Source organism: Mesorhizobium sp. ES1-6, from assembly GCF_020164775.1.
Lineage (GTDB): Bacteria > Pseudomonadota > Alphaproteobacteria > Rhizobiales > Rhizobiaceae > Mesorhizobium.
Genome location: NZ_JAIUGU010000021.1, coordinates 1 through 26,954, shown reverse-complemented (window position 1 = coordinate 26,954; position 26,954 = coordinate 1). Strand labels below are relative to the sequence as shown.

Here is a 26,954-nt window from a genome sequence, read left to right as displayed (position 1 = left end):
TTCGGTTAAGGTGCGGCCACAACCCGCTATCGGTACATTGCGCACGTCGATCGAAAAAATCGAAGGCCGAAGTCGGCGTATCAAGTCGGTCTGCCCTTTGGCATCGCCGACCTCGACACGCGGCTTCCGGGTGGCGGGCTGGCGCTCGGTGCCCTGCATGAGATCGCCGGCGGCGGCAACGGTGCGATCGATGCCGCAGCCGCGGCGCTTTTCGCCGCCGGGATCGCCGCCCGTACTAGAGGCAAGGTCCTGTGGGTGATCCCACGCCCCGACCTGTTCGCGCCGGCTCTGGCGCAGGCAGGCTTGGCACCCGACCGGGTCATCTACGCTGAAGCCGGCAACGACAAGACCTTGCTTGCTTGCGTGGAGGAAGGCTTGCGGCACGGCGGGCTCGGCACCGTGGTCGGCGAAGTCGCCCGCCTCGACATGACGGCCTCCCGGCGGCTTCAGCTTTGTGCCGAAGAGACCGGCACCATCGGCATCGCCCTGCGGCGCTGGCGACGGCAGACCGAAGCTGCCGATTTCGGTCAACCGACCGCGGCTGTGACCCGATGGCGCATTTCGGTGCTGCCTTCGGCTCCATTGCCTGTTCCCGGTGTGGGCCGCCACCGCTGGCTGGTCGAGCTCATCCGGTCGCGAGCTGGCGAAAGTGCGGATTTTGAACTGGAGGCCTGCGATGGCAAGGGTCGTCTCGCTGTTCCTTCCCACCTGGTCGACCGACAGGCTGCGGCGCAAGGGTGGCGACGCCGCGCCTCCGGCTGAGGCGCCGCTCGTGCTGACTGGCCTGCTCGGGAGACGGGAGGTGGTGCTGGCTGCGGACACGGCGGCCTGGACCGCGGGCGCGCGCGTCGGCATGGCTGCCACCAAGGCCCGTGTTCTCGTCCCCAAGCTGATCGTTCGAGAATATGATGCTGCCGGCGACGCAGAGGCGCTCGGCCGGCTAGCCGTCTGGTTGTTGCGGCGTTACGCCCCGCTCGTTGCGGTCGATTTGCCGGACGGCATCGTCCTCGATACAACGGGTGCCGATCATCTGCACGGCGGCGAGGAAGGGATGCTCGCTGGCCTGGTTGACCGGCTGGGTGCGTCCGGGTTCACCAGTCGGTCGGCGATCGCCGACACCTGGGGAGCAGCGCACGCGCTCGCGCGTCATGCGACCAGACCGACAGTCGTTGCCCCGCCAGGACACGCCGCCTCAGCGATTGCACAGCTGCCGCTTTCGGCACTGCGCCTGCCGGCTGACACGATCGAGGGCCTGCGCGTCCTTGGCTTCGAACGCATCGCCGATCTGATCGTGCAGCCGCGTGCGCCTTTTGCATTGCGGTTCGGCCCCCAAGTCTGGCGGCGGGTCGATCAGGCGCTTGGCGTCCTTAACGAGCTGATCGATCCGATACGGGGCGAGGACCTGATCGAGGTCAGACGCAGCTTTGCCGAGCCGATTGGGGCGGCCGAGACCATAAAACACTACATTGGCGAACTCGTCGCTGCCCTGCGCCAGGCGTTGGAGTCCAAGGGGCTCGGCGTCCGGCGTCTGGACCTCATTTGCAACCGCGTCGACAGCAGCGCCCAGGCCATCCGCGTCGGCACCGCCCTGCCCGTACGCGACGCCAAGCGCCTGACGCGGCTTTTGACCGACAAGGTCGAAACGATCGACCCCGGCTTTGGGATCGAGATCATGACGCTGACGGCGATACTTGCCGAGCCGCTTGCCGGCCGGCAGCTCATGACCTCCCTGGTCGACGATGTGGCACCGGACGTGTCCGATTTGATCGATGTCCTGGCCAACCGTGTCGGCGAACGCTCAGTCTATCGCGCCGCCCCGGTCGCCACCGATGTTCCGGAGCGATCGGTGCGCCGCATTCCGGCAATGGCGCCGGACTCCGGTGCCACATGGCCAGGTCATTGGCCGCGCCCGGCCCGGCTCCTGCCCTCGCCCGAACCGATCGAGACCGTTGCGCTGTTGCCCGATCATCCGCCGATGTCGTTCATCTGGCGCGGCATCCGACGCCGTGTTCGCCGCGCCGATGGACCGGAACGCATTTTCGGCGAGTGGTGGCGTTGCGACGCGGAACTGGCGGCGGTCCGCGATTATTTCCGCGTCGAGGACGATGGCGGCGAACGTTATTGGATTTTCCGCTCCGGAGACGGCCAGGATGCGGCCACGGGATCGCATCGCTGGTTCTTGCATGGGGTGTTCGGATGACGGACCGCCCCCGCTACGCGGAAATACAGGTCACATCGCATTTCAGTTTCCTGCGTGGCGCCTCATCATGCGAGCAGTTGTTTGCCCAGGCCGCGGTGGCCGGCATCGAGGCGCTGGCAGTCGTCGACCGCAACTCGCTCGCCGGGATCGTGCGCGCCCATGAGGCGGCCAAGGCCACCGGCGTCCGCCTTGTCGTCGGCTGCCGGCTCGATCTCGCCGACGACATGTCCGTCCTGGTCTATCCAACCGATCGCGCCGCCTATGCCCGGCTCTGCCAGCTGCTGTCGCTCGGCAAGAAACGCGGCGGCAAGGCCAAATGCATCCTCGACTGGGCAGACCTCGTCGCCTACGGCGAAGGCCTGCTCGCCGTTTTACTTCCCGACCAGGCTGACGAGTGCTGTGGCCTGCATCTGCGGCGGCTGCGCGTCGTCTTCGGCGACCGCGCCTACGTGGCGCTCACCTTGCGCCGACGACCGAACGATCAGCTGAGGCTGCACGATCTGGCGACCATGGCAAATGACGTCGGTGTGGCGACTGTCGTCACAAATGACGTGCTCTTCCACGCACCGGACCGCCGGGTCCTGCAGGACGTCGTCACCTGCATCCGTCATCACGTCACCATCGGCGAACTTGGACACCGACGCGAGCGCCACGCCGATCGCTACCTGAAGCCCCCGCAGGAGATGCATCGCCTGTTCCCGCGCAATCCGGAAGCCGTGGCTCGCACACTGGAGATCGTGTCACGCTGCCGCTTCGATCTCGCCGAACTCGCCTATCAATATCCAGAGGAACGCGGCGATCCGACGCTGAACCCGCAGCAGACGCTTGAGAAGTTGACCTGGGAGGGAGCCGATGAACGGTATCCCGAGGGGGTGCCGGACAGCGTGCGCGCCTCGCTAAAGCACGAATTGCGGCTGATCGAAAAGCTGCGCTACGCGCCCTATTTCCTCACCGTGAACAGCATCGTGCGCTTCGCGAGATCGAAAGACATTCTGTGTCAAGGCCGAGGCTCGGCCGCGAATTCAGCGGTGTGCTACGTGCTCGGCATCACCAGCATCGATCCCGGCCGCAACGATCTGCTGTTCGAGCGCTTCGTCTCCGAGGAGCGACGCGAGCCTCCCGATATCGACGTCGACTTCGAGCACGAACGGCGCGAGATAGTCATGCAGTGGGTTTACGAAACCTATGGTCGCGACCATTCGGCACTCTGCTCGACCGTTGTCCGCTATCGCACCAAGGGGGCATTGCGCGATGTCGGTAAGGCCCTTGGGCTCACCGAGGACCTCATTAGAACCTTGTCCAGTCAGGTCTGGGGTTGGTCGCAGGAAGGCGTCGAGCCCAAGCATGTCGAGGCGCTCAACCTCAATCTCGGTGACCGACGTCTGCGCATGGCGCTTGATCTCGCCCGCCAGCTGATGGGCGCGCCGCGCCATCTGTCGCAGCATCCTGGCGGCTTCGTGCTGACCCATGACCGGCTTGACGAGCTGGTGCCGATCGAGCCCGCCGCAATGGATGATCGCCAGATCATCGAATGGGACAAGGACGATATCGACGCCCTGAAATTCATGAAAGTCGACGTCCTGGCGCTGGGCATGTTGAGCTGCATGAAACGAGGCTTCGATCTCCTGGCTGACCACAAGGGCATCAACCTCGATTTGGCAACTATCCCCGCCGAGGATCCGCGCACCTACGCCATGATCCGCAAGGCGGACACACTCGGCACATTCCAGATCGAGAGCCGCGCGCAGATGTCGATGCTGCCGCGGCTGAAACCTCGCACTTTCTATGATCTCGTCGTCCAGGTCGCCATTGTCCGGCCGGGACCCATCCAGGGCGACATGGTCCATCCATATTTGCGGCGCCGGCAAGGCCTTGAGCCGGTCCATTACCCGAAGCCGGAGCTGGAGAAGGTGCTCGGCAAGACGCTCGGGGTTCCCCTTTTCCAGGAACAGGCGATGCGGGTCGCAATCGAATGCGCCGGTTTTACGCCTGGCGAAGCCGACTTGCTGCGCAAGTCGATGGCGACGTTCAAGTTCACCGGCGGTGTCTCTTCCTTCAAGGAGAAGCTGATCCAGGGCATGGTCGACAATGGCTATGAGCGGGATTTTGCCGAAAGCACGTTCAAGCAGCTTGAGGGGTTCGGCTCTTACGGATTTCCGGAAAGCCACGCTGCCTCCTTTGCGCTCATCGCCTATGCCAGCGCCTGGCTGAAATGCTGGCACCCGGACGTGTTTTGCGCCGCCCTCCTCAACGCGCAGCCAATGGGCTTTTATGCGCCTGCCCAGATCGTGCGCGATGCGGTCGAGCACGGCGTCGAGGTCCGTCCCGTCTGCGTCAATGCCTCGCGATGGGACTGCCTGCTCGAGTCAACGGAAAATGACAGCCGCTTTGCCGTCCGCCTTGGCCTGCGCATGACGCGCGGGCTCGCCAACGCGCATGGCGCCGCGATCGTTGCCGCGAGAGCCGATCGGCCTTTTGCTTCGGTTGACGATTTCTGGCGTCGCGCCGGTGTACCCTCAGCAGCGCTTGTCCAGCTTGCCGATGCCGATGCCTTCCGTCCGTGCCTGGGGCTGGCACGGCGCGAGGCGCTATGGGCCATCAAGGCGCTGCGCGAGGAGCCGCTTCCCCTGTTCGCCGCGGCGTCTGCTCGCCAGGTGCGCGCCGTTCCTGAAGTGGACGAGCCGGTCGTGTCGCTGCGGCCAATGACAGCGGGCGGCGAAGTGGTCGAGGATTACGGCCATGTCGGCCTGTCGCTGCGCGCCCATCCCGTCTCGTTTCTGCGCGATGACCTGCGCCGCCGGCGCATCGTCACGTGCCGGGAGGCGATGGAGGCGCGTGATCGGTCCTGGCTTGAGGCTGCGGGCATTGTTCTGGTGCGGCAGCGTCCCGGCAGCGCCAAGGGCGTGATGTTCATCACGCTTGAGGACGAAACCGGCATCGCGAACCTCGTCGTCTGGGTCAAGGTGTTCGAACAATATCGCCGCGTCGTGCTCTCGGCCGGCATGATCGCTGTACATGGCCGCATACAACGAGAGGGGGATGTGGTTCATCTCGTAGCCCAACGGCTCGTCGACTTGTCGGCCGAACTCGCCAGTGTCGGCAATCGCGATGCCGCGTTCCCGCTGCCCCATGGCCGGGGCGACGAGTTCCATCATGGCAGTCCGACGCCCGATCCGCGCGGTTTGCCTGCGGGGCGGTTGCGCCCACGCGACATCTACATTCCAGATCTGCATATCGACACGATCACGGTGAAGCCACGAGATTTCAAATGAGCGGCACGGCTCGAAACGTCGCCGCGCCTGGGTCGCCCTCCATCTCGCCTCGTCAGTCACTTCCCTGTTCTAACAGTCTCGACCTGAAGCGGTCCGGCCGGCAATGGCTTCAGTAGGTCAGCTTGCGCCTTGGTCAGATAGATCCAATGCGCCAATCTTCCTGCCTCAAAACAATGACCTGCCGCTCGTGATAGGGCCGTATGTCCGGATCGGTCGTCAATATTGAAAGGTCGGCGGCCCGTCCCCCTCCCCTACCCGCCAGATGCCGGCGATTGCCACGAATGCTTCGCCGTTCATCGTGAAGCGATGCTTGGCTTTTGGCTATTTCTTGCCCGTGAACTCGAAGAAGGCCCATGCCGGCACAAGACAACGATTCCTCTTGGCGAGCTGCGTCCCTCGGAGCGGAAGTTGAAGACTGGCCCGCCGCACGGCCTGCATGGCGGAAAGCTGAAATTCATGGGTCCCAACCCGACTCCATTGCCTGCCGCCCTCATGACTTGGCCCATATCGTTCACCTTGATGTCGACAGCCCTGGGCAGATCGGCCTCGGTCTGTCGCGTCGGAACGCCGAGTTCGAGGCGCTGGATCATCGTGCGGTATTCGGCCCAGAGTATGAGTTGCTCATAGTCGTTGCACATGAGTCGGATACGGCTTCTCAACTGACTATACGCAGCCGCGGTACTTCTCAAACCTAGGCCGCATGGCAGTGGGCCTAAGGCCAAGGTGATCTCAACGCTTGGATCATCCGCCAGACACTGCGAGGACAAGCGTAGGGGGCCAGGCCGCGCCGCTATGAACGACGCTGCCCGGAGCGCGTGACGGTCCGGGGCACCCGCGTCCGGCCACTAACGCACCGCGCGCACGCAACTCGCACGGCTCGGCCGAATATCGCTTTCGGCCCTCCCGGCGCCGCAACGTCACCGCGGGCAACTCTCCAATCCTTCCCCATAATCGCCGCGAAGCGGCCCAGATGCCATCCCGCAATCAAAGCGAGGCGGGTTGGGGTTTCATCGAAACGAGCCGGCAGCAAGCGCGCATAAGTCACCTCGAAAGGCTCGCGGGGCGGATTTTGGAATGAGGAGCGGGCCGCAGCGGTACGAACGACCTTTTCAAGGAACTCCACCTGACCTTCGCGCCTCGGACACCAACCAGGGTGCGCTGTTCCGTCCTGTGTGATACGGGCTGGCGAATCGGCTAACGTTGCAAGCGCGATTTGACAGCCGTGCAAATCGCCGAGATTGGTAGCAATATCAACAGGATATTCGGAACTTGCCGTCGTTTTTTGGATACATGCTGATCGATCGGGCAAAGCTGCCGCCTTCGTTAACGTTCCATTAACTTTAAATTCCTTGCGTCGTTTAGAGAATCGGGCACTATTCACGCTTGAAAATCTTTTTAGACGGAAAAAGCGTTATTCGAGGCTCCTAAATGAATATCCGGCCGAATTCAGACGCTGATCTGGACTTCGACGAGGCTATCGTCGCGCAAGGCGAACTGATCTCCGACAAGCTGAACATCCTTCGATTCGAACAGTATCCACCCAATGCAGCCAAGGGACTGAGAGCGTTTTCGCTGTCGGAAGTTGCCGAGTTTTTAGGCGTGACGTCGAACAACGTAAAAAAGCTGCATCTGGACGGCAAAGGACCGGTACCGGCGACCACCCCCTCGGGCCGGCGTACTTACACGGCTGCGCAGATGCTGGATCTGCGGCGGTATCTGGACAAGCACGGCCGTCCTGGAATGAAGCAATATTTGCCGCATCGGCGCCTCGGTGACGCGATGCAGATTGTCTCTGTCGTGAACTTTAAAGGCGGCTCCGGTAAGACGACCACCGCCGCCCATTTGGCGCAATACCTCGCGCTCACCGGGCACCGAGTCTTGGCGATCGACCTCGATCCCCAGGCCTCCTTGACGGCGCTGCATGGAATCCAACCGGAACTCGACCAAAATCCATCCCTCTACGAGGCCCTTCGTTACGATGACGAGCGAAAGGACATCGCGGAGCTTATCCAGCCCACCAACTTCCCTGGTCTCGACATCATCCCAGCGAATCTGGAATTGCAGGAATACGAGTATGAAACTCCCCTGGCCGCTTCGAAGCAGTCAGTTGAAGGACGGACGTTCTTCACACGGATTTCGAATGCGCTCAAATCAGTCGATGATCGCTATGATGTCGTCATTGTCGATTGCCCGCCCCAGCTGGGTTATCTCACGCTGACGGCGCTGACGGCGTCGACGGCCGTTCTGATTACCGTGCACCCACAGATGTTGGACATAATGTCGATGTCGCAATTTCTTCTGATGCTGGGCGGCATATTGCAGTCGATCAAGGCGGCTGGAGCCACCGTGAAACTGAAGTGGTTCCGATATCTTGTGACGCGGTATGAACCGACCGACGGACCCCAGACGCAAATGGTCGGCTTCATGCAAGCCATGTTCGTCGAGCACATGCTGAAGGCGAATATGCTTAAATCGACGGCGATTTCCGATGCCGGCATGACCAAGCAGACGCTTTACGAAGTCGATCGCTCACAATTCGTACGCTCGACCTATGATCGGGCGATCGAGAGCATGAACGCGGTGAATTCTGAGATCGTCACGCTTATCCACCGCGCGTGGGGGCGTCGATGAGCGAGATTTTGACAGCCGTGCAAATCGGCGTTTTTTCGATGTTCGTCAGGGCCTTAGGTTGGATGGAGCGCTGAAAAATGGCTAGGAAAGGCTTGCTGACGAGCATAATAAGCCCGGACGCGGCGGTAGCCGACGCCGCCGCGCGGTCTCAGTACGCCCGGCGCGGAGCATCGCGAACGATGATGTTGTCGCTGGATGAGATGTCGCAGAACTCTGCCAGGCTTTTGGAAGGGGAAGCGGTCGTCGCCTTGGACCCGGGCCTCGTCAATGCTTCGCCGACAGCGGACAGGATGGAACTGGATGACCAGGACTATCGCGATCTGGTGGCCGCGATGCGGGCAAATGGCCAGGCGTCACCAATACTGGTCCGGCCGCATCCAACCGAGCATGGCCGGTATATGGTCGTCTTTGGCCGGCGACGGCTAAAGGCCGCGGCCGAGATCGGTGTACCAGTGCGCGCGGTGATCAAGCCTATGGCGGACGAGGCCGCTGTGGTCGCACAAGGTCAGGAAAACTCGGCCAGAGCGGACCTTTCGTTCATCGAACGCGCATTGTTTGCCCGGCAAGTGCTGGACCTTGGCCACTCGAAGGAGACTGCGAAGGCCGCATTGACGGTCGATGATTCTGTGCTTTCCAGGATGCTTTCCGTCGTTGATGTCATTCCCGCGGTGGTGATCCGCACTTTGGGACCCGCAAAAGGTGTCGGTCGTGACCGATGGGAGGAACTCAAGAAGGCGGTTCTGGCGCCAAAGAATGCGGCCGCCGCTGTGGACCTGGTCGAGAGTGCAGAGATACGACAGGTGGATGAGGCCGAACGGTTCAATTTCGTCTTGGCCGCGCTTCTTCACCGGTCCAGGAAGAAGTTGGCGCCGTCCACCACGACATCATGGTCATCATCCGATCAGGCCGTTCTTGCCAAGGTTGGCGTGAAGGGCAGAGCGGTCAGCATCTCCCTGTCGTCGAAGAATCAACCGGGGTTTGGAGTGTGGCTCTCGGAGAACCTTGAGGATCTCTACCAAGCCTTCAAGAAGACACAGAAGGTTCAAACAGGAGACTAAACCGCAAAAGAAAAAGGCCCCCGAACGTCACCGTCACGGAAGCCCTTCTCAAGTCTGTAGCAAGCTGAGAATCGCAAATCCGCGAATCACTGTCAAGTGCTTTGGACGTCGTTTGGCGAGCAGATTTCTTTTGCCTAGCGTTAGGTGAAGGAAGATGGGGACGCATATCGCAACGACGCCCTTTGGGCGGCGGTCAATGTCGCTTGACATAATTGCAAGTCAGGCCAGGGCTGGAAAGATCGATTCCGATGCCACGGTTTCCAAGTGGCAGGCCTTCGGGAATATCAGGGAAGCCAAGGAAGCGCTCGGCGCTACCGACCGCGCATTGGCGATCCTTAACGCCTTGCTGACGTTTCACCGTGATGACGAACTTTCGGGCGAGGGCGGTCTCGTCGTCTTCCCGTCGAATGAGCAGCTTATCCGCCGTGCCAACGGCATGTCGCCGGCGACGCTCAGGCGCCACCTGTCTGTTCTGGTCACGTGTGGCCTGGTGATCCGGCGCGACAGCCCGAATGGCAAACGCTTTGCCCGTAAAGGCCAGGGAGGTCAGGTTGAGCAGGCCTATGGTTTCGACCTGTCGCCGATCGTGGCGCGCGCTGGCGAGTTCAAGGAATTGGCAGCCGCGGTCCAGCACGAGCGGAAGGCCTATAAGCTGGTCAAGGAGCGCCTTACGATCTGCCGGCGCGATATCGTCAAGATTATCGATGCAGGGCTCAATGAAGATGTGCCGGCCGATTGGGGACGGTTCCTGAGGCGGTACGAGACAATCATCGCGAAGCTACCGCGTACGGCATCGCGGCAGGTGCTCGAGACGATTGCCGACGAGTTGGAGGATCTTTGGACGCAGGTCCATCAACTGCTGGAAACGTTCGTGAAATCACAAAATATGAGCGCCAATGAGTCCCATTTTGAGCGCCACATACAGAATTCAAACCCACACTCTAATTCTACCGATGAATCTGAAAAACGCTCTGGAAAAGAGAACGAAGCGAGCGCCACGGCTGCGAAATACGATAATGTGCGCAGTTTGCCCAAACGCGATCTGCCCCTAGGGATGGTCCTGGATGCCTGCCCCGAAATCCTGACCATGGTACGTGGGGGGCAAATTCGAACATGGCGGGACTTTGTGGCCGCGGCCGAGCTTGCCCGGCCCCATATGGGGATCAGTCCGAGCGCTTGGCAGGAAGCCGTCGAAGCCATGGGTCCGGAACAAGCGGCAGCAACGGTTGCAGGGATCCTCCAGCGGAGCAATCATATCAACAGTTTGGGGGGCTATCTCAGGAACCTGACGGAAAGGGCTCGTGGCGGACAGTTTTCTGTATGGCCTATGATCATGGCACTGCTCCGGGCCAGGCTTGACGAAAAGGCAGGGAAGTCCCCGGCAGAACCGTCCTGGACGGAGGCGGACGTCGGCAACGATCTAGTTGATCGCCCCAGACACACCGAAATCAGCGAGGCTCTGCGGCTCAGCATGAAAAACAGGGGCTGGGAGTGACGGGCGCTGGATACCATGCGGCGCCCGGTTTTCAGCCGCCTATCGGGGCAGGGGAGGGGGCTGATAACGCATTCCGTAAGGGCCAACTGCGATTCCCTTGACAGTGGGAGCCAAGGAGCCTCTTTGTTCGAGGTCTCATATGAGATCAGTCGGGCCAGCCCTAGCAAGTGTCGCTGACGTGCTCGGCTTGCCAGTAACGGCGCGCGTCGCCTCGAACCGAATAGCTGATCACGGAGCAGGGAGGGGGCCGTTTGGCTCTACAGCCCGTTCGCCTCGTGAGATTGACGCGAAAGCGGTCGCGATGGCGTTGGTATTCCGCGTCATCTCGGCGGAGGCGTGGCCAAGCCGGCCCGCGCAAAAGGTCGAAGCCGATGATTTCGGATCGGCGCAAGCCGCCTGCGAAATCCAAAAGCAACATGACGCGTCGCGCAGACCGCGCAGGTGCCGCGGTCAAGCGTTTCCCGCATGGCGAGTCGAACGACGCGCAGGATGGGTTCCTTAATGGGGAGTGGAGGCGCGTTTGTTATTAATGCCGGCGAGCACGGTGGAGATATGCCGTGCCCTTCCGGTCGACCGCGTTGCGTATAGTGCCAAGTCAGCGACGACAGGCAGCCCTCGATTGTCGACACCGACTTGTGTCGCTTGCCGATCCAGAGGTCTGGACCGTGATGTAGAGGCCGACGATCTGTGGGTCTGGCCGCTGCGGATCTGACGCCGGCACCGGGCTCAAAAAATGCTTCCAGTTGGAGCATAGGCGCGACGGGTGTTTGCCGAACTCGCTGCCCCGGCATAAGCGCGCACATGGTCAGCTCGATTTGCGTGCATGCTAGGACGGTGGCAGCAGCTTGAATGGTTCGGTCCTGGGCTTGAAAGGTGCCGAGAACTGCCATACCTTTTGCACAGGAAATATGACTCTCAATATGGTAGGATGAATTCTGTGGCCCATGCACTCAAGATCCCCGAGCAGAATGGACCTCTCATCTTGTCCTATATGGACCGGAACGGGAAGATTGCGATCGAGCAGGTCGCGGACGGTTTTGGCATGTCCAAGGGCCAGTTGGCCCAGACCGCCGGTCTTGCTCGCGAGACCCTTTATCGCTCAGAGCGCAGCGCCGCGGTCAAGACACAGGGGCGTCTGCGGGAAATGCTTGAGATCATCAGTCGTGTGACGGATTGGGCGGGCGGCAAGGAGCAGGCGATGGCTTGGTATCGAGCTCAGCCGCTTCCAGCATTTGGCGGACGCACTGCTGAAGCGCTGGTGAAGGAAGGCAAGGCCGCTGCGGTCCGTGATTATCTCGATCACATGGCCGTCGGTGGTTTCGCTTGAGGTTCGTTGGAACCTGCTACCGGGCACACGATCCACGTTGGGCATTCAAGCCGACTTCCGGCGAAGGGGCGGCGATCAGAGGTGCGCGATTTAATCCCAAAGGCGTGCCGGCGCTATATTTGGCGCTGACCATCATGACAGCGGTCAAGGAAGCCAACCAAGGGTTCGCGCACCGGATCGATCCTTGCGTGCTGTGTTCCTATGAGATCGACTGCGATGACATCGTGGATCTGACAACGGACGAGGCAAGGGGAGAATTTTCTATCGCGCTCGAGGACATGGCCTGCGCCTGGGCGACGGCGCTCAGCGACGGAGAGCGCCCGGCGTCCTGGTCCGTCTACGACCGGCTGCGGCCTCGCAGTATTGCCGGCATTGTGGTCCCCAGTTTCGCGCCGAGCGCCGAGATGGAGGATCGTAACCTGGTGCTTTGGGACTGGGGTCCGGATCTGCCGCACAAGGTAACCGTATTCGACCCAAGCGGCCGGTTGCCGAAGGACCAGCTCTCCTGGCGATGATGCACGTCTCGGCATCCGAAGGGCAGGGGAGGGGCCTTCTCCCGCGCCTAAAGCCCGGAGGCTTTTGTGAGATTGACGCGGAAACGATCGCGTCTGCGCTGATATTTGCGGGTCATTTCAGCCGAGGCATGGCCGAGCTGCTTCTGCACATAGCGTTCGTCGACCTCGGCCGAGGAGGCGAGGCCGGCGCGCAGCGAATGCCCGGCAAATTTTTGACCGCGTTCGCCTTCGGGCAAATCTCCACGCACGCCGGCCGCCAGCGCGGTGCGTTTGACCAGGCGGGCGACCTCCTGGTCGTTGAGCCGGTCGGCTCCGACTTTTTTGCCTTGCCCTGCCACCCGACGAAAAAGCGGGCCGTGGGCAATGCGCGCAAGTTTCAGCCAGGTCTGCAGGGCAACAACCGGACAGGTAGCGTCGGAGGAACCACGACCGATTTCGACCTCACGCCAGCCGGTCTTGCCCCGCAAGGTGACCAGAACGCCCTTGTCGGGAAAAAATTCGATCCAGCCCGAAGAATCCTCGGTCTGGTCCCGGCCGCAGTCGAGGCCGACGACTTCGGAGCGACGCAGGCCGCCGGCGAAGCCGAGCAGCAGCATTGCCCGGTCACGCAAGCCGCGTAGCGTGCTGCGGTCGAGCGTTTCCAGCATGGCGATCAGATCCTCGGGCAACACCGCCTCCTTCTGGCGGGGCGGGGCTGCGTGCTTGTTGCGAATGCCGGCCATGACGGTGGCGATGTTGCGGTCCTTTCTGTCCAGCGGCTGGCCACGCTGAGAAAAATTCCAGGTCAGCGAAGAGAGACGTCGCTCGATTGTCGAGACCGCGTTCGGCTTCTTGTCGCCCGCTACGTTGCCGGACGCGCAGGCCGTGATGTAGAGGCCGACGACCTGCGGATCGGGCGGCGACACATCGAGATGCTGGCGGCGCGCCCAGGCGCAAAAATGCTTCCAGTCGGACGCGTAGGCGCGGCGCGTATTGGCCGAGCTCGCCGCCTCGACGTAATCGCGCGCCCGATCGGCCAGTGCGTCGAGATGCGCCGGCAGGCGCTCGGTCGAGACGACCGGAAGGGGAGGGGGTGAGGAGTGGTCGGCATCGCCGGCGGAAAGCCAACGATTTGGCTGTCCGAACTCCGAACGGTGAGCGTCCGGTTCCTCTTCAGGCGGATAGGAAGGTCCGGTGGACCTTTCGAAGGATGACGAACGCCCGAAGGGCTGGGAGCCATAGCGGAGAGCTTCGGCTTCCGCCGGCTCTTGCGGCGCGCGGCCCATCTCCAGGACGACGTCGATGATGTCGGGCAGGTCATCGGCCAACGTGGCGTCGGCCTCGGCCGAGCCTGCAGCCGCGTTCTGGTTAACACGTTCCCGATCGACACGGGGCGCCGTTTCCTGCGGTCGAGCGGAGCCGCGCTGACTACGGTGTTCGAGGTTTTGATCGATGTGAGAGGCCATTTCTTATATGAAGAGCAAAATGAATGATAATGCAACATTATCATTCGTTTTGTCGACACGACAACCGCAGCGCTTTTTGTCCATTTCTGTTGATAAAAGCGCCGTCATGATTCATCGTGTCAGTGATGATTCTGCGTTCCAAACCTTCCCTACCCCACCACGCCACGATCGCCGATGCCGCTTCGACCGCGCCAATGGCAACGGTGCCGGCCTGGCTGCGCCGGGCCGTCCCGGATGCACAAAGCCTTGCGGGACAAGCCGTAGGGCTAAATGACCTTGAGGATGTCGCGCTCGCCGCCGGCGCCGCCATTGGCGCGCTCGATGCGGTGGTCCGCCGGCAGGAGCGGTGGGCCGGCGCCTGGCGGCAGCGACTGTCGCTTGCTGCGGCCGCGGTGACGGCACGGCAAACCGGGCGCGTCGAGGTTGAAGGCGCGCTGCGCGACGCCGTGCTGCTCACACGGCCGGGCGATTTTTTGTCCGTTGGTCCCGCCGGGCTTTTGCTCCTCGCCTGGCGTCGGCTGGCCACCCGGCCTGGGGACGAATTGCTGACGGAGAAAAACCTCGCGGCGGTGTTGGAAGAGTTCGGCTACGCCCCGGATGATGAGGTGGTCAGCGATCTCGCGGATGATCTCCGGCAACTCGCCGGCGCTGGCATGGTTGCAACGCTCGCCGGCACGTTCATGGCCGCCGAACGCCACGGCTTTGCGCGCGCCGTCGGGGCATGGCTCGCCGACGCCCTGCTGGCGCAACGGCTGGGTTGGGCACACGCGGTGCCGCTGCTGGGTGCGGAGGTAGCCTTGGGCACAAGCGCCCGCCCACGTCGATCGGCGGCCAGCTCTGTGGCGACAAGCATTGAGACAGATTCCGAGCGTGCGAAAGGTCTGCTTGCCGCGCAGGCGCGCGCCGCGCTGCGTGCAATTGATCTTTCCGGCGAGATCGAGCGCAGCGCGGACCGGCTGCTTGCCGTTGCGCCAAAACTCCGGGCCAAGGCGGCGGACGTCGTCGTCGACAAGCTGCTGTCCGACGATGCGATCGTCGCCTCGGAAAAGATCGCCGGCATGAGCGACCGTGGCCTGCGCCGTCTATTTGACCGTTTGCTCGAGCTCGGCGCCGTGCGCGAACTGTCCGGTCGGCCGACCTTCCGCATCTACGGGCTGTGACGACCATGGCGGAGGCGGCGCGCAGGCGAGGGAAGGGTGAACCAGGCGACGGACGGCCAAATGACCATTTGTTTGATCGCGAGCTGGATCATCTGCCGCCGGACGCGCGTTGGCGCGAATGGATGCATCGCGTCGAGGCGACAATTTTTGCCGCCAGCGCGCCGGTCGGCCGCGAAATGCTCGCCCGCATCGTCGGGAAAAATTGCAGCATAGATCTCCTCATCGACGACATCCGTGAGGAGTTGCGCGGTCGACCCTATGACCTGGTCGCCGTCGCCGGCGGCTGGAAGCACCTGACCCGTCCGGCCTATGCCGACGCCATCCGCAGTGCAGTCGGCGGTAACGAGCGCGCGGCAGACCTCACGCAGTCAGAGGTGCTGGTGCTGATGTGCATCGGCTACTTCCAGCCGATCACCCGCGCCGAGTTGTCGTCTTTTTTCGGCAAGGAGATCAGTCGCGATTTTATTGGCCATCTGCGCGGTGCCGGCCTGATTGCGTCCGGTCCGCGCAGCCCGACGCCCGGCGCGCCGTACACCTACGTCACCACGAAAGAATTCCTGCTGGAGTTCGGGCTTGCCACGCTGCGCGATCTGCCGGATTTCGAGGCGCTCGAGGACGCCGGACTGCTGAGCAAAGAGAAGCTGCTGGCGGGCGACATCATGCCAGACTTTGCCGGTAGCGCAGAATACGGCGGAGTCGAGTTCAACGAATGACTGCCCGCCGCCCACGCTACAGTCGCTGGCGCTTGCAGATACTCGCGGCTTAAGCTCGACTGCGAGCACGCCGGCGCCCGCTTCGACAAGTCCAGGTTTTTCATGAGTGTCCTTGGTGCTGCGACAGAGGACGCTCAAGCACGGACGGGATGGCCCTGTAAGGAAGTCAAGGCCATGGCTTACCGATAGGCTCGCCTGCAGGTCTGTCTCGGTGTAGTTTTAGAAGGCGGAAAGACACGGCTCGCGCCAAACGGTTGGGCAGCGCGTGCAGATATTAGCACGCACCCCCTACCTTTGCCGCGCCGGACCACGGCGCGCCCTTATCGCTGGATGGTTTTGTAGATGATGGCGGCGACGGTCTGTCAGTTATGATGCAGGGATCGGGATTGCCAACTGATTGGCGATCGCCGTGTAGATATCGACGTTGGCTCCAGGAGCTCGTACCGAAACCAGGAGAGCGTAGCGCGCTGAACGATCCCATCTTTGCAGTCCGGGTTTTTCCTTCCACCAGCCGCTTACTGGAAACACGCCGATCGCGTCCCGGTTCGCGAGCGCGGCGGCGCTTCCACGCCAGATATCGGAGTGGATCGATCCGCGGTCACGGATTTGGCCCAGCACCCAATCATCGCCTCCTGCGGCAGCTCCCAATTGACCGCCTTCTTCAGCCTCCGCAGCCCGGTTTATCCGTTGTCGGAATTGCGGAAGGCTCTCAAGTGATCGCTTCACCGCGAAGCGCAGCGCATGAGAGGCGTAGCGATGTCGCCTGGTCCAGCCGCGTTCGCCCGGATTGGGCTCAACGAAATAAGACAATGTGATCCGCAGCTCGACATCCTGGCCACCAAGAGCAAGAAGCTCATCGCGCGGCCAAGGCAGCTGATGCAGATTCATGCTGCGCGTTTTGATCGCCGATCCGTCCTTGCGGAACGGAAGCAGGGCATCCTCGACCATCAATGTGGCATCGTCGGTGGCGCTCATCAGCGCTCGTCCGTGATCCGGTACGCCCCATCCATAGCGACGTAGCATCGCCATCTTCTGCGCTTGTGAGCCAGCAGCATTAAAGCGGGCGCGCATGGCGGGGGTCCATTCGGCAGAATGAACTGCGAGACCTCGTACCGTCTCTGCCCATAACTCGGGTCGAACCGCAAGAATCTCGGCACAAAGATTGGCGCCTAGCGCAGCGGCGGCGCTGGTATCGCCGAAGGTTTCGAACAGCCGCATTTGTGGTCGGTAGTGGGTAGTCAGGAGCTGGAGGTCATCAATCGCCGACGCGGCGTTGACGCCATCATGAGCGAAATTGCCGCCCTCAAAGACGACATCCGGCCGGATCGGCCACTGACGGTCCCATATGCCCGATGTGCGACTCGCCGGCGATAGATCACCAGCAGGGGCCACGGCCTCCCAACCGGTATAATCGGGATGCGCGATTCCGATCTTGTCGGTATAGGCACCGGCGACCAGTGCGTTCCAGGCCTGAGCCGGACTCTCCACCTCTTCGAGATCGTTCCGATCGAGATATTCTCCCACATCGATCTCGCCGCGGAGGTTGCCGGCGGCCAGCACCACGAGCCGGCGGCGGTCTCCGCCCCCGTAGCAGAGCTGATCAACGGCCGCAGACCATGATGACGGTCGTCCGCGACCGAGGCCGACTTCACTCGTGACAGCCATACAAAAGATGCGTCGCCTTCGTGGTGCCTGCGCTTCGGCCTTGCCGATGCCAACCGCGGTAATTGCACCATAGAGCTCAGGATCGTTCTGTCCGGCCGGCGGCAGGACCTTGACGGTCTCCAACCGGTGGCGGAGCTCTACAACATTGCCATCGGCGAGCGCGGCCTCCAGGTCACCGTAAAGGGCGACGCCTGCCATGGAAGTGCCGTGTCCATTCCAATAGGCGCTGTCGCCGACGCCCCAGGCATCAACATATGCGTGTTGGTCAGCCGCTTCGAGTGCAGGCTCGATCAGGGGATGAGCACGCGTAGCCCCGCTGTCGAGGAGGCATATAGCCGGCGCCAAGGCGTCGGGCGGATCGATCCGACCAACCAGGTCGCCAGCCCAATCCGCCTGTTCCATGGGACGCATCTCAAGGAAGAGTGTCGGAGTATCCTTCGCCAGGCGCAGCTCGGCGACCGCATCTGTGTTCGCGATCAGCCGCGCCATCGTTTCTTCGTCCGCGAGCGCAAGCACGACATCGCGTTCTGGAAAGCTGATAGAGTGGTGCTTGAGGGCTACATTCAAGCGGTCTGCCACATGGCGTAACGTCCCCAACCGTCCATCGCGGATCCACACCTCCCACCAGGCCTGCCGACCAGCTTGAGGGAAAAGCGCGATCTCATCGGTGAAAAGAGAGCGGACAGCCGCAAGCCGTACATCCTCAATCCGGGTAACCAAGGCTTCGTTCTTCGGCTTGCCCGTCCTTGTGTTCTCATCTCGATAAGCCTCGATCTTCCTCGCGAAAAACTCGGCCGAGCGCTCGGGTACGAACACGGTCGCCGATACCATCTCGTCACCGTCGGCGACTGGCCGCACCGCCACGAGCTCAATCGCTGCGGGTCTATTCTCGAGGCTATCGAGGGCGATGCGCTCGGCCGCCGGAACTTCGAATTCGAGGTAGAAGCCACGCTCACCTTCGGCGATGGCTTCATCTCGTGCCGCCAGGTTCCTTCGCCCCTCGGCCACCGCGTCTCCGATCGCGCGCTCCAGCTTCTGAGCGTGGGCGACCCGCGCCCGCGCAGGCGGCAACCCGGTGATGACCAATCGTGGTGAGGTATAGGGTTCGGCTTGGCCGCCGCCCTCCACATAGAAATGGGGCCGATTACGTGGGGGGCGAGCCATTGATCGACGACTACCTCAACTGGTGGCGGCTTTGCGTTCCGCCAGCATCGAAAGCAGTGTCTGGGTTCTGATTTCGTCTGTATCTGCGAGCACCGCGATTTTCGCAGCCTCGTCGGCGGCGCGCGCAATTTCGGCTTGGCTCAAACCCACCGTCGCGCCCAAGACTTGTGGCCAGGCCACGGTTTTCAGTTTGAACGTAGCAAGGTGCGATTCGAGAATACCTTGCGCTATCTGAGGATCCGGAAGCCCATAGGTGATGACATCATCGAACCGGCGGTAAACCGCCCTGTCCAGGAGCTCGGGATGATTGGTCGCGGCCACGACGAGGCTTGGGCCGGCATCATTTTCCAGAAATTGCAGGAAGGAATTCAGGACCCGACGGATCTCCCCCACATCATTGGGCCCGGACCGCTGCGAACCTATTGCGTCGAACTCGTCGAAGAAGTAGACGCCGCGCTGGACAGCAATCGCATCGAAAACCAGCCGCAGACGACTAGCAGTCTCGCCCATCAATTTACCGATCAAGCCATCATAAAGAACGGTGAAGAGCGGCAATTTCAACTCACCCGCCAGCGCTGCGGCGGTCATCGTCTTGCCGGAACCGGGCGGTCCAACGAGGAGCAACTTCCGGCGCGGCGGCAATCCCCGTGCACGTAACTGTTCCTGCTGCCGCTGTTCCGTCAGCACGCGCGCAAGCCGCTCATGCAACTCGGGGCCAAGCACCATGCTGTTCATCCGAATGTCCGAATAACGCGCGGCGAGGAGGCTGGTCAATTCCCCCTTGGGTTGGGCGATCGGCACAGGCCCGGCACCACGGCGACCGACAGTTGCTCCCTTGCCTTTGGCTGTGTCGACGAGTTCACGAAGTTCCTGCGCCAGTTTGCCATGGCCCTGACGGGCCTCATGAGCGGCAAGCTGCGTCGCCACGGAGAGGAAGCGATCCTCGTCCCCGTCGATATGACTTCGCAGCAATGCAACAATGTGGTGTGCGGTGGTCATCTCATACCAGTTTCAGGCCCAAGGCCGAGATCCAACGAAGCCGATTCTAGCGGTACTTTGGCACGATGTATCGAAGAAAGATCCGTGAAACGTAGGCGTCGTCCACAAGGTTTGTCGGCGTGACATCCCGGGAGCCACCTTGCAGCCAACATAATGTGAAATCATTAAGGTTTTTGACCCCAGCAAATGCATTTCCGATGTCGGGCTGCCGAAGGACACCGGCGAACGAGCTACCGTGTCGGACAACCTTCTCGACCTCGCCTTTGAGGCATCGGCGCCGAAGAATAAACAGGTGCCAGTGCAGGGGGTGGTGCCGCTGTTTGTTCACACGCATCATTTCGGTGAAATTAATCCGCTGTAATGCGCAAGGCGTTCAGTGTCTCCGGCGTAATGGTGCCTGTTACCTTCAGATTGTAATCCGACTGCATTTTCAGGAGCCCAGATCGCATCGCAGGGCTCATCTTTCCATCCAACTCGCCATTGTAATAGCCGAACGATAGCATCGCGAACTGAACCTGGAGGACGATCTCCTTGAATTTGGCAGCGGTCCCTGGAAGCACGACCAGCGGCGCCGCAGCCGGCGGAGCGGCGGTCGGCGCCTGGTAGGTCGGCGCGGGCGCCTGATAGACTGGCGCCGGAGCTTGATAGACAGGCGCTGGAGATTGATAGACCGGGGCACGCGGCAAATAGGTGCCGCCCGTCGATGATCGATGGCTGCTGTGAGAGCTGTGACTGCTGTGGCTGGAGTGAGATCTGTGACCGGCCAATGTGAATTTGTGGTCAAGCTTGAAAATGTCGAACAATGATTTCGACTTGCCTCCGTCATTGAACGGAGCAATCGGCATTGCGATGCTTTCAATCGGCATGAAGCCGGCAGCGAGCAACGACGGGATCGTAAAGAGCCGCTTTTTCACGCGAGACCAAACCTTTCGTATCCATGCGTTTTTGGGTGCCATTCGAAGAAACCGCCGCAGTCGTCACGCAGTGCGCAGCCAGCGCATTCCGAGAGGTAAGTTCGCTTCCAATCTGAAATCGTCGACGGGGCCAGCGTCCGATAGTTGGGCGGAAGCGTGCACAGCGGAAAATTGTACAGTATGGCGTCAATACCGCGGCTGATGGCGAGATCGAGGGCCTTACCGACCACGTCGAAACCTCTGGAGCTGTCGAAGAACAACGAGTGCCAGTTCTGCCTGCCGTAGCCGATGTTCTCGAGCTGCATGATCGCCCATTTGTCGATGAAGGGCAGCGATGTCGTCACGAACCCAGCCAGATCCGCCAGACCGGCTGCATTCGGTTTCATCAGTACTGTACGCAATTCGATTTTTGCGCCAGCCTGACAAAGGATCGACAGGCCTTCTCTAACTTTGTCGAACGCACCTGGCTTTGCCACGATCCGGTCATGAACCTCGGGGTCGCTCGAGTAGACGGGAACACCCCAAAGGACACGATTTAAATCCAGCTCGCCGAGCTTAGCCAGATCATCGCGGTCAAAGTGTTGCGCATTGGTCAGAACGTGGAAATCAATGTCGGGCCGCGCTGCCAGCATTCGTCCCAGGAACTCGAGCAGTTCCGATTTGAAGAGCGTCGGCTCTCCGCCAGATAGACCGATCGTCGCGTTTTCTGGCGAGAGAAGGACTGCCGTCTCAAAAAACGGAAACATGTCTACGTGGTGCGCTTTCGGCGGCTGCGAACACATCAGACAAAGCTGGTCGCATCGTTCGGTGACCAGCAGCGTGTTGTGACGGGAATTTGCCCGGATGAGACGGTGTGCAGTTCCCCGTCGAGGCACAACAAACAGCACGTCCCCATTTACGTCACTGGGGTCGATTCCGTAGACACGGAGCGTTCCCGCTCCGCCCGAAAAGTCTGCACTTTCGCCGGATGCGTTACCCAGCACCGCATCGAACGAGCTGAGCGTTGGCGTGTCGTGGGCAACGCCCTCGAAGGACCGGAGTCGAACCACATATGGATCGATCGCGTTAGTCTCGATTTTGAGGCGAAGCGGGATCATGCGTGGACCGGGACCATGTGATCTCCCCAGGAGGGAACTCCGGCCCATTTGGCGACGGATTGCCGAGCTGCGTCGTCGCAACGCGTCATCACCTCTACGACTTTGTCGAATAGAGAAATATGCCGTCTGCAGAACCACGTCTCACTGCGAATGAGATCGATATGGCCGTCGCGTGACAGATCGTCGACGACGTCCGTGCCGCAAAAAGGCTGATAAACACAGTGGATGCAATCGGCATCGAAGTTGTTGATCGATGCATGATTGAGTAGCTGCACCTTTTGCCGATTGATGCCGTCGGCCACTGTTCCAATCGAGAGATCGACACGTCCGATCCGCGACAGCATCCTGGCTTCGTCCGTCGGGTATAACTGCCCATCGTGATCGACAACGATGTAGTCGGACGCGAAGAAATTCGGATTGCGAAGATCGACGTGATCATCGGTGCCTGATCTCAAGAATCGCCGCAGGCACTGGCTGAAATAGTACTCTTCAACGTATCGGCCAGTGCGTTGATTACGCTCTATGAGGTAATCGATGAAACCTGAATGGAGTGAATTCCATTGAGCGATCGCATTGGGATCGCTTTTCCGCCGGCGCGCAAAGCCTTGGTGGTTTATCGGCCGCAGATATATCGACTGTATCCCATGGCGCTCGAAGTTGCCGACGAGATCCTCGAAATCCGGCGGACGCCCCACGTCGATGGTTGGCAGGGCGGACACCTTGCCGGGGCCGAGGCGCCGCACAGCTTCAGCCATGTTTCCGAAGAAGGTGTCCGTAGCCAGGCCGTCGCCAGTGCGCTGCCGGGTATGCGTCTCGTGGTTCTCGTCCAATGACGTGCTGACGAACGTGTCAGGCTGATCAAGAAAGGCCCACTCCACCTCGCCCATGCGCTGGAGGTTGGTGCAAACGACAAACTGACTGCGCGGAAATTTTGAACGGGTGAAAGCCCGAATTTGCTCGAGGAGATCAACGCGAAGCAAAGGCTCCCCGCCCTGAAACTCGATCTTAATGTCCGGACCTTTCAAGTTTCCAATGAATTCGAGGGAGGCGTTCAATGTTTCATTGGACCAGTCGAAGCCGCGCGCGGCCTCAGGGGCCCGGGAAACCTGGCAATAGCCGCATGTCAGATTGCAACGCAAAGTCGGGACGAGAATGAGATACGAGAGCTCTTGCTGCTTCGATTGCCTGCCCGCCCAACGATAGGCATAGGATGTCCAATCAGGATCGCCTTCGCGTTCAAACGTATGTCCATTGCCTCGAAGAAATCTCAGGTCGTCGAGTGAGAGCGCATCGCGTGCGTATCTCCCTAGAAACTCGTCTCTACCGAGAAAGAACCCACCGGCATCGTCGCTAAACAGAAGCTTTCCGTCCGGGAGATCTCTAAATTTGAGCGGCCACACTGTCATCTGGCGGTGACCGCCCCGATCATCGCATGTCGGAGCGGAAGCGTTTCCAAGTAGATCTTCTCACGATAGATGGCGTGAAGGACGTTCTTTCGCAGATCGTCTAGCCTGTCCGGCGGAATCTCTTCTACCGCTACGCCCTGACTGGAGGCCGAAAACCGCAGCGACGGATATTGGACTTGTAGTCGCATTAACGCGCCTTCCACAAAGCGCTGAAAGCCTTGTGGAATCTCGATTGTTGCCCGTCCTAGAGAGCGCGCCTCCCCCACGTACCAAGTCCTCCCGCCCAACAAACTATACCCAAACCCGAGTATGGGAATTAGTGCAGTTCAACTTCGATTTTTCAGTGAGGACCGATATCACTGATGGTTGGGGTTGTTGCTGAGAGGACGGCAGTTTTGCGCCTGATATCGGTCGTTCAATGGGGTCAGCGCGACACACAAAAAGCGGACATTCGACTCGCCGGCACCGCCGCACGAATTCGGATAACCGGCTAAACTATAAGGTTGCCGGCGATCTATCAGTCGGACTTTTCGGCGTCGTCTTGGCAGTTGTCTGGCTTCGCCTGTATCGTGTCAGTTGCAAATTCGAACAAAGTCAGAGCAACGAGTTTGACAAATCTTAGAATCGGCGGAGGATATCCAGCCAACTTACCAGTGCTTCACGTTTGGTGCGGACGCTGTGGCCCCAGCAACGGATTGACGGCCGTTTAGGCTTATCAGTTTCCCGTTTAACAATTGATGGGATAGAAGGCATGGCCAAAGACTCAGCGCTTCTGTCTGAGATGCATAAACTCATCGGGCAACGGATGGAGGCTGGCCAGATCGCGCAGCCGAGCGAAATCGTTGAGGAGATATTCAAAAGTAAACCTCTGACAGGCCCGCATGCCGACTTCTACAGAGCATTTGCCAAGAAGGAACTTGTGGGTGTCGTTACACGCATGTTGAAACGCGTGGGCATGAGTGACGATCCTGCGTCTCCTCAGATGGTCCTTCCCGGCCATACTCGCTTGGTCAAATCTTATCCTGTGCTTCGGAACGGTGAACGGTCCTTGGTTCCAATAGGCCTCTGCACAACGCAAGAACTTTCTGACCACGTCTCGCTTCTTCGTAAGCAGGCAAAGGGCTGCGAAAACCACGCTGCAGAATTGGTTGAGTACCTTTCCACCAAAACGATGCGGGAGAAAATTGAAGCGAAAAGCAAGAGGTCTGAAAGAGCCGCAGCCGAACCGGCATGATAGCCGATGTGGCAAGTTCCTTATCGCGCGCTTTCCTATGATTCTTACCGCTATCGGTGAAGGCCGCACAACTCAGAGGTCGGTGTTACGAGATCGAAAATGAGCGCTTTCGGAACCGCAATTTGACTTAGTCGAGCAGATGGTCGAGGCTTGCCCTTCGATGAGCAACTTTCTCGAGGTAGGCTGACTGTTCGCTCGTGAGGCACGGGCGCACGAGCACCATCTCCCACTCCTTCAGGGACAAAAGTTGCGCTTTTTCCCGGCCTCGGCGGATCGTGAGCTTGAAGTCTTGAGGGCTATGCGCGACGCCTTGCTTTTTCAACCTCCAGAGAACGGTCGCCAGTTGTTTGGGGGTGAATGCACCCCGCGTCTGCAAATAGTCTATGAAGGAATGAACATCGAAATCGCGTTCCACGTTGGCCAGCGCCACAAGCGCGGTTACCAGTCGTCTGCGGCGCGCGTCCTCGACAAGCTGTCGCCGATCCCGATCGACTTTCTTACGAGTGGCGAGGGCGTCTAATGCGCGCCCTTCTTCGTCGGTCGCAGGGATACCGAAGCGATGAATGCATTCAGATCCGATCAGCAGCGTTTCAGCAGTATTCAAATTACGGATTTCGAATTGGTAGCGGATGTCGGGATGATCACAGAGCTCACAGTTCGCGGAGGGCTCTTCGAGGTCATGATAGTCGCCAGTGTAGCGCCACTCGCGAAGTGCGCGCGAAAGGCTGTCCTTGTCACGACTAAGCGGTAGCAGGTTGTTCCCAGCCCTGGTTTCCCAACTCACTTGGGTTAGCCCAGTGGACGGTTTGAATTGGTGATGAAGAGCTGCTGGTCGATAGGCCCAAGATAGACCTTGTTCAGGAGGAAGCTGAACAGAGCCTTAGCGCCTCTTCGATCGGTTGGTATCTCGATACGGCCTGCGTTTACGGAGATTGGAAATCCTATAGCCACTGCCTGCGCCTGAATGTTTGCGACTGGATGGTTCCCAAGGACATTGGCCTTTGTGATTGCAAGAACGTGCTTTCGGATACCTTCATCAGCCCCTGCCACGAACGCCGCGGCATCCTCGACGGCGAGACTGGGGTGACCGCAAAATGCACCCAGCTCAGGATCGGTGGCTTCTCGGAACACAGGCGACATATCGAGGACACGCCGCAACATGGCATAGCTCTTGAAGCGTACCAGTCCTGCCGCGTCGACGGTTGCCACCAGTTTGTTGTCCAGTGAGAATGCCGGTTCGACGAGCCGTCGAAAAACGTCGCCCTCGTACAAAAGCGCGAAACGATTGGACAGTACCTGTTGCGGGCCGAAGTTCTGGATCAGGAGGCGCCGATTTGCGCCATTGCCGAGGACAGCGAATATTCCCTTGACGGATTGGTCCTGAAAATTGGCGACATCGAGTACGGGAAGTGCGACCGCGTTCTGGTCCGCCGCAGCAAGCAGCGCCTGTGCCTCCGGCAGGTTCTGGATAAAAAGCACATCCTCGCTGTCTGGGATCCAGTCGCCTGTGAAGGCAATTTCGTTGTCGATGCCGGCCAAGAACTGAGCCTCTTGGTGTCCGAATATCCCGTCTAGCTGGGCCTGCAGCGGGTTAGTCAATTGAATGTGTCTGACTTCGGCTACCCCGGCCGGGCGGCACACGGCGTAGAGTTGAGTCATTTGCTTCCCCCCAGATCGAGCAAAATGTATTCTGTCAGCTGGCCTACCTGCAATTCCGTGGCGGCAGTACGAAGATGCTTCTTCGTTATCAGCACGAAAGTCACCCCCTCGGTAGATTGGACTTTATAGAAATGCCAACCAAGCAAGCCAAGCAATGGGTTGAAATGGTAGTTGTAACCGGTCGCTGTTATGACGCCAAAGATAACAATGGTTGGTATCCAAAATTTCCAATCCAGCGTGTTGAATTGCGACGTGAATAGCGGCATTACATAGAGCAGGAGAAACGCCGTGTTCTCATGGTCCGCAGCCTCAATTGAAGCTGCTTTGAATTTAGATGCAGGCAATGACCGCTTTGCGCTCCAGAGAATCAAAACGCATAGGACGCAAAGGATTAGGCAGGCTGCCAGGATGTATTTTGCCGTCCGGGGCGCCCCCTCAACCCATGCAACCCAAGCATAGGTCAATCCAACCGGGGCGAGGGCAGTGCTCGTAAAAACTAGTCTGGCAAAAACATTGAACATTGGCTCTTCTATCATGTTGCGCATTCGACAACGATACGACTACACAAATCCACAGAGTCTTTTTTGGGTGAAGGGATCGCTTCTTCCTGTTGGGCGCCTTCGGTCTTGATCCCGTTTGAGAACTCAGGAACGACTTGACGTCCTACCGGTTTCACATTCGAAGGCTATCGCCCTTCATTTGTGTATAGAAGGGCGGGCATAGTCCCCAGAGCATAGACCGGTGGCTGGCCCCGATGTCGGTTCGTCATCGCACCGGCGGCGGCACGGTCAACGTCTCGGGCAGCCTGTGCGGCGACGTCAACGCACTTTCCGGCGGGCGCCTCGAAGGCACCGGCACGGTCTGCAATACCACCAATGCCGCGGGCGGTGTGATCGCCGCCGGCAATCCGGGTGTGCCCGGCGCGCTCACCATTGCCGGCAACTATACCGGCAATGGCGGCACGCTGGAGATCGAGACCGTGCTCGGCGGCGACGCCTCC

General features: G+C 60.3%; 20 protein-coding genes and 3 pseudogenes. 13 read left to right on the top strand and 10 right to left on the bottom strand.

All coding sequences use genetic code 11. From position 1 onward, the window contains the following. Positions 1 to 10: 10 nt before the first annotated feature. From LB564_RS30840 to repC, 6 genes and pseudogenes are all read left to right on the top strand, one after another. A pseudogene (locus tag LB564_RS30840) lies at positions 11 to 762 on the top strand (ImuA family protein). Then, a complete protein-coding gene (locus tag LB564_RS30835) occupies positions 677 to 2,200 on the top strand; it encodes a Y-family DNA polymerase (RefSeq protein WP_224542828.1) in 1,524 nt (507 codons plus the stop codon). Before LB564_RS30840 ends, LB564_RS30835 begins: the two are co-directional and overlap by 86 nt. Further along, complete coding sequence (locus LB564_RS30830; RefSeq protein WP_224542827.1) at positions 2,197 to 5,472, top strand: error-prone DNA polymerase; 3,276 nt, start codon at positions 2,197 to 2,199, stop codon at positions 5,470 to 5,472. Before LB564_RS30835 ends, LB564_RS30830 begins: the two co-directional genes overlap by 4 nt. Before the next feature lie 1,428 nt (positions 5,473 to 6,900). Then, a complete protein-coding gene (repA, locus tag LB564_RS30820; protein WP_224542826.1) occupies positions 6,901 to 8,103 on the top strand; it encodes a plasmid partitioning protein RepA in 1,203 nt (400 codons plus the stop codon). A gap of 77 nt (positions 8,104 to 8,180) precedes the next feature. Further along, positions 8,181 to 9,161, top strand: a complete 981-nt coding sequence (gene repB / locus LB564_RS30815; protein WP_140707432.1) for a plasmid partitioning protein RepB — start codon at positions 8,181 to 8,183, stop codon at positions 9,159 to 9,161. Between the two features lie 154 nt (positions 9,162 to 9,315). Then, positions 9,316 to 10,656: a plasmid replication protein RepC gene (gene repC / locus LB564_RS30810; RefSeq protein WP_224542825.1), complete on the top strand. Its 1,341-nt coding sequence runs from the start codon at positions 9,316 to 9,318 to the stop codon at positions 10,654 to 10,656. Between the two features lie 352 nt (positions 10,657 to 11,008). Here the strand turns inward: repC and LB564_RS31815 are convergent. Next, positions 11,009 to 11,481 (bottom strand): annotated as a pseudogene (locus tag LB564_RS31815) (integrase); the annotation flags it as partial. Between the two features lie 112 nt (positions 11,482 to 11,593). On the opposite strand from LB564_RS31815, the gene LB564_RS30800 reads away from it, so the two are divergent. Together LB564_RS30800 and LB564_RS30795 are read left to right on the top strand one after the other, a co-directional pair. Then, on the top strand, positions 11,594 to 11,983 hold the full coding sequence (locus LB564_RS30800; protein ID WP_140707436.1) for an MbcA/ParS/Xre antitoxin family protein: 390 nt from the start codon (positions 11,594 to 11,596) through the stop codon (positions 11,981 to 11,983). Beyond that, positions 11,980 to 12,498 carry an RES family NAD+ phosphorylase gene (locus tag LB564_RS30795; RefSeq protein WP_140707438.1) on the top strand — a complete coding sequence of 173 codons (519 nt, stop codon included), beginning with the start codon at positions 11,980 to 11,982 and terminating at the stop codon, positions 12,496 to 12,498. Before LB564_RS30800 ends, LB564_RS30795 begins: the two co-directional genes overlap by 4 nt. 47 nt (positions 12,499 to 12,545) lie before the next feature. Here LB564_RS30795 and LB564_RS30790 read toward each other — a convergent pair whose 3' ends face one another. Next, positions 12,546 to 13,943, bottom strand: coding sequence for a site-specific integrase (locus LB564_RS30790; protein ID WP_224542824.1), 1,398 nt, complete (start codon positions 13,941 to 13,943; stop codon positions 12,546 to 12,548). Between the two features lie 125 nt (positions 13,944 to 14,068). Between LB564_RS30790 and LB564_RS30785 the strand changes: the two genes are divergently transcribed. Continuing rightward, the gene (locus LB564_RS30785; protein ID WP_224542847.1) at positions 14,069 to 15,103 is read left to right on the top strand and encodes a DUF1403 family protein; all 1,035 of its coding nucleotides are present in this window, start codon (positions 14,069 to 14,071) and stop codon (positions 15,101 to 15,103) included. Positions 15,104 to 15,108: 5 nt separating this feature from the next. Then, positions 15,109 to 15,816: an SMC-Scp complex subunit ScpB gene (scpB, locus tag LB564_RS30780; protein ID WP_224542823.1), complete on the top strand. Its 708-nt coding sequence runs from the start codon at positions 15,109 to 15,111 to the stop codon at positions 15,814 to 15,816. Between the two features lie 366 nt (positions 15,817 to 16,182). Here scpB and LB564_RS30775 read toward each other — a convergent pair whose 3' ends face one another. Together LB564_RS30775 and LB564_RS30770 are read right to left on the bottom strand one after the other, a co-directional pair. Continuing rightward, positions 16,183 to 18,645, bottom strand: coding sequence for a S8 family peptidase (locus LB564_RS30775; RefSeq protein ID WP_224542822.1), 2,463 nt, complete (start codon positions 18,643 to 18,645; stop codon positions 16,183 to 16,185). 15 nt (positions 18,646 to 18,660) lie between these two features. Continuing rightward, positions 18,661 to 19,644, bottom strand: coding sequence for an AAA family ATPase (locus LB564_RS30770; protein WP_224542821.1), 984 nt, complete (start codon positions 19,642 to 19,644; stop codon positions 18,661 to 18,663). A 235-nt stretch (positions 19,645 to 19,879) separates the two neighbouring features. On the opposite strand from LB564_RS30770, the gene LB564_RS31585 reads away from it, so the two are divergent. Continuing rightward, on the top strand, positions 19,880 to 20,005 hold the full coding sequence (locus LB564_RS31585; protein WP_263493414.1) for a hypothetical protein: 126 nt from the start codon (positions 19,880 to 19,882) through the stop codon (positions 20,003 to 20,005). On the opposite strand, the gene hxsA is transcribed toward LB564_RS31585, so the two are convergent. Genes hxsA through hxsB form a run of 3 tightly spaced genes read right to left on the bottom strand, consistent with a single transcriptional unit; the run spans position 19,992 to position 23,061 of the window. Then, positions 19,992 to 20,558 carry a His-Xaa-Ser repeat protein HxsA gene (gene hxsA / locus LB564_RS30765; protein ID WP_224542820.1) on the bottom strand — a complete coding sequence of 189 codons (567 nt, stop codon included), beginning with the start codon at positions 20,556 to 20,558 and terminating at the stop codon, positions 19,992 to 19,994. The genes LB564_RS31585 and hxsA overlap by 14 nt on opposite strands. Continuing rightward, the gene (hxsC, locus tag LB564_RS30760; RefSeq protein ID WP_224542819.1) at positions 20,555 to 21,655 is read right to left on the bottom strand and encodes a His-Xaa-Ser system radical SAM maturase HxsC; all 1,101 of its coding nucleotides are present in this window, start codon (positions 21,653 to 21,655) and stop codon (positions 20,555 to 20,557) included. The genes hxsA and hxsC overlap by 4 nt, the downstream gene beginning before the upstream one ends. Further along, the gene (gene hxsB / locus LB564_RS30755) at positions 21,652 to 23,061 is read right to left on the bottom strand and encodes a His-Xaa-Ser system radical SAM maturase HxsB (RefSeq protein WP_224542818.1); all 1,410 of its coding nucleotides are present in this window, start codon (positions 23,059 to 23,061) and stop codon (positions 21,652 to 21,654) included. The genes hxsC and hxsB overlap by 4 nt, the downstream gene beginning before the upstream one ends. 751 nt (positions 23,062 to 23,812) lie before the next feature. On the opposite strand from hxsB, the gene LB564_RS30750 reads away from it, so the two are divergent. Further along, positions 23,813 to 24,295 (top strand): hypothetical protein, encoded by a 483-nt coding sequence (locus LB564_RS30750; RefSeq protein ID WP_224542817.1) that lies wholly within the window; start codon positions 23,813 to 23,815, stop codon positions 24,293 to 24,295. 127 nt (positions 24,296 to 24,422) lie between these two features. Here the strand turns inward: LB564_RS30750 and LB564_RS30745 are convergent, their stop codons facing one another. From LB564_RS30745 to LB564_RS30735, 3 genes are read right to left on the bottom strand one after another with little or no spacing between them, the layout of a single operon-like run. Next, entirely contained in the window at positions 24,423 to 25,079 is a 657-nt protein-coding gene (locus LB564_RS30745; RefSeq protein WP_224542816.1) for a hypothetical protein, read from the bottom strand. A 5-nt stretch (positions 25,080 to 25,084) separates the two neighbouring features. Further along, positions 25,085 to 25,954 (bottom strand): hypothetical protein, encoded by an 870-nt coding sequence (locus LB564_RS30740; RefSeq protein WP_224542815.1) that lies wholly within the window; start codon positions 25,952 to 25,954, stop codon positions 25,085 to 25,087. Then, positions 25,951 to 26,475 carry a hypothetical protein gene (locus tag LB564_RS30735; protein WP_224542814.1) on the bottom strand — a complete coding sequence of 175 codons (525 nt, stop codon included), beginning with the start codon at positions 26,473 to 26,475 and terminating at the stop codon, positions 25,951 to 25,953. The genes LB564_RS30740 and LB564_RS30735 overlap by 4 nt, the downstream gene beginning before the upstream one ends. A gap of 233 nt (positions 26,476 to 26,708) precedes the next feature. Between LB564_RS30735 and LB564_RS30730 the strand changes: the two are divergent. Beyond that, a pseudogene (locus LB564_RS30730) lies at positions 26,709 to 26,954 on the top strand (hypothetical protein); the annotation flags it as partial.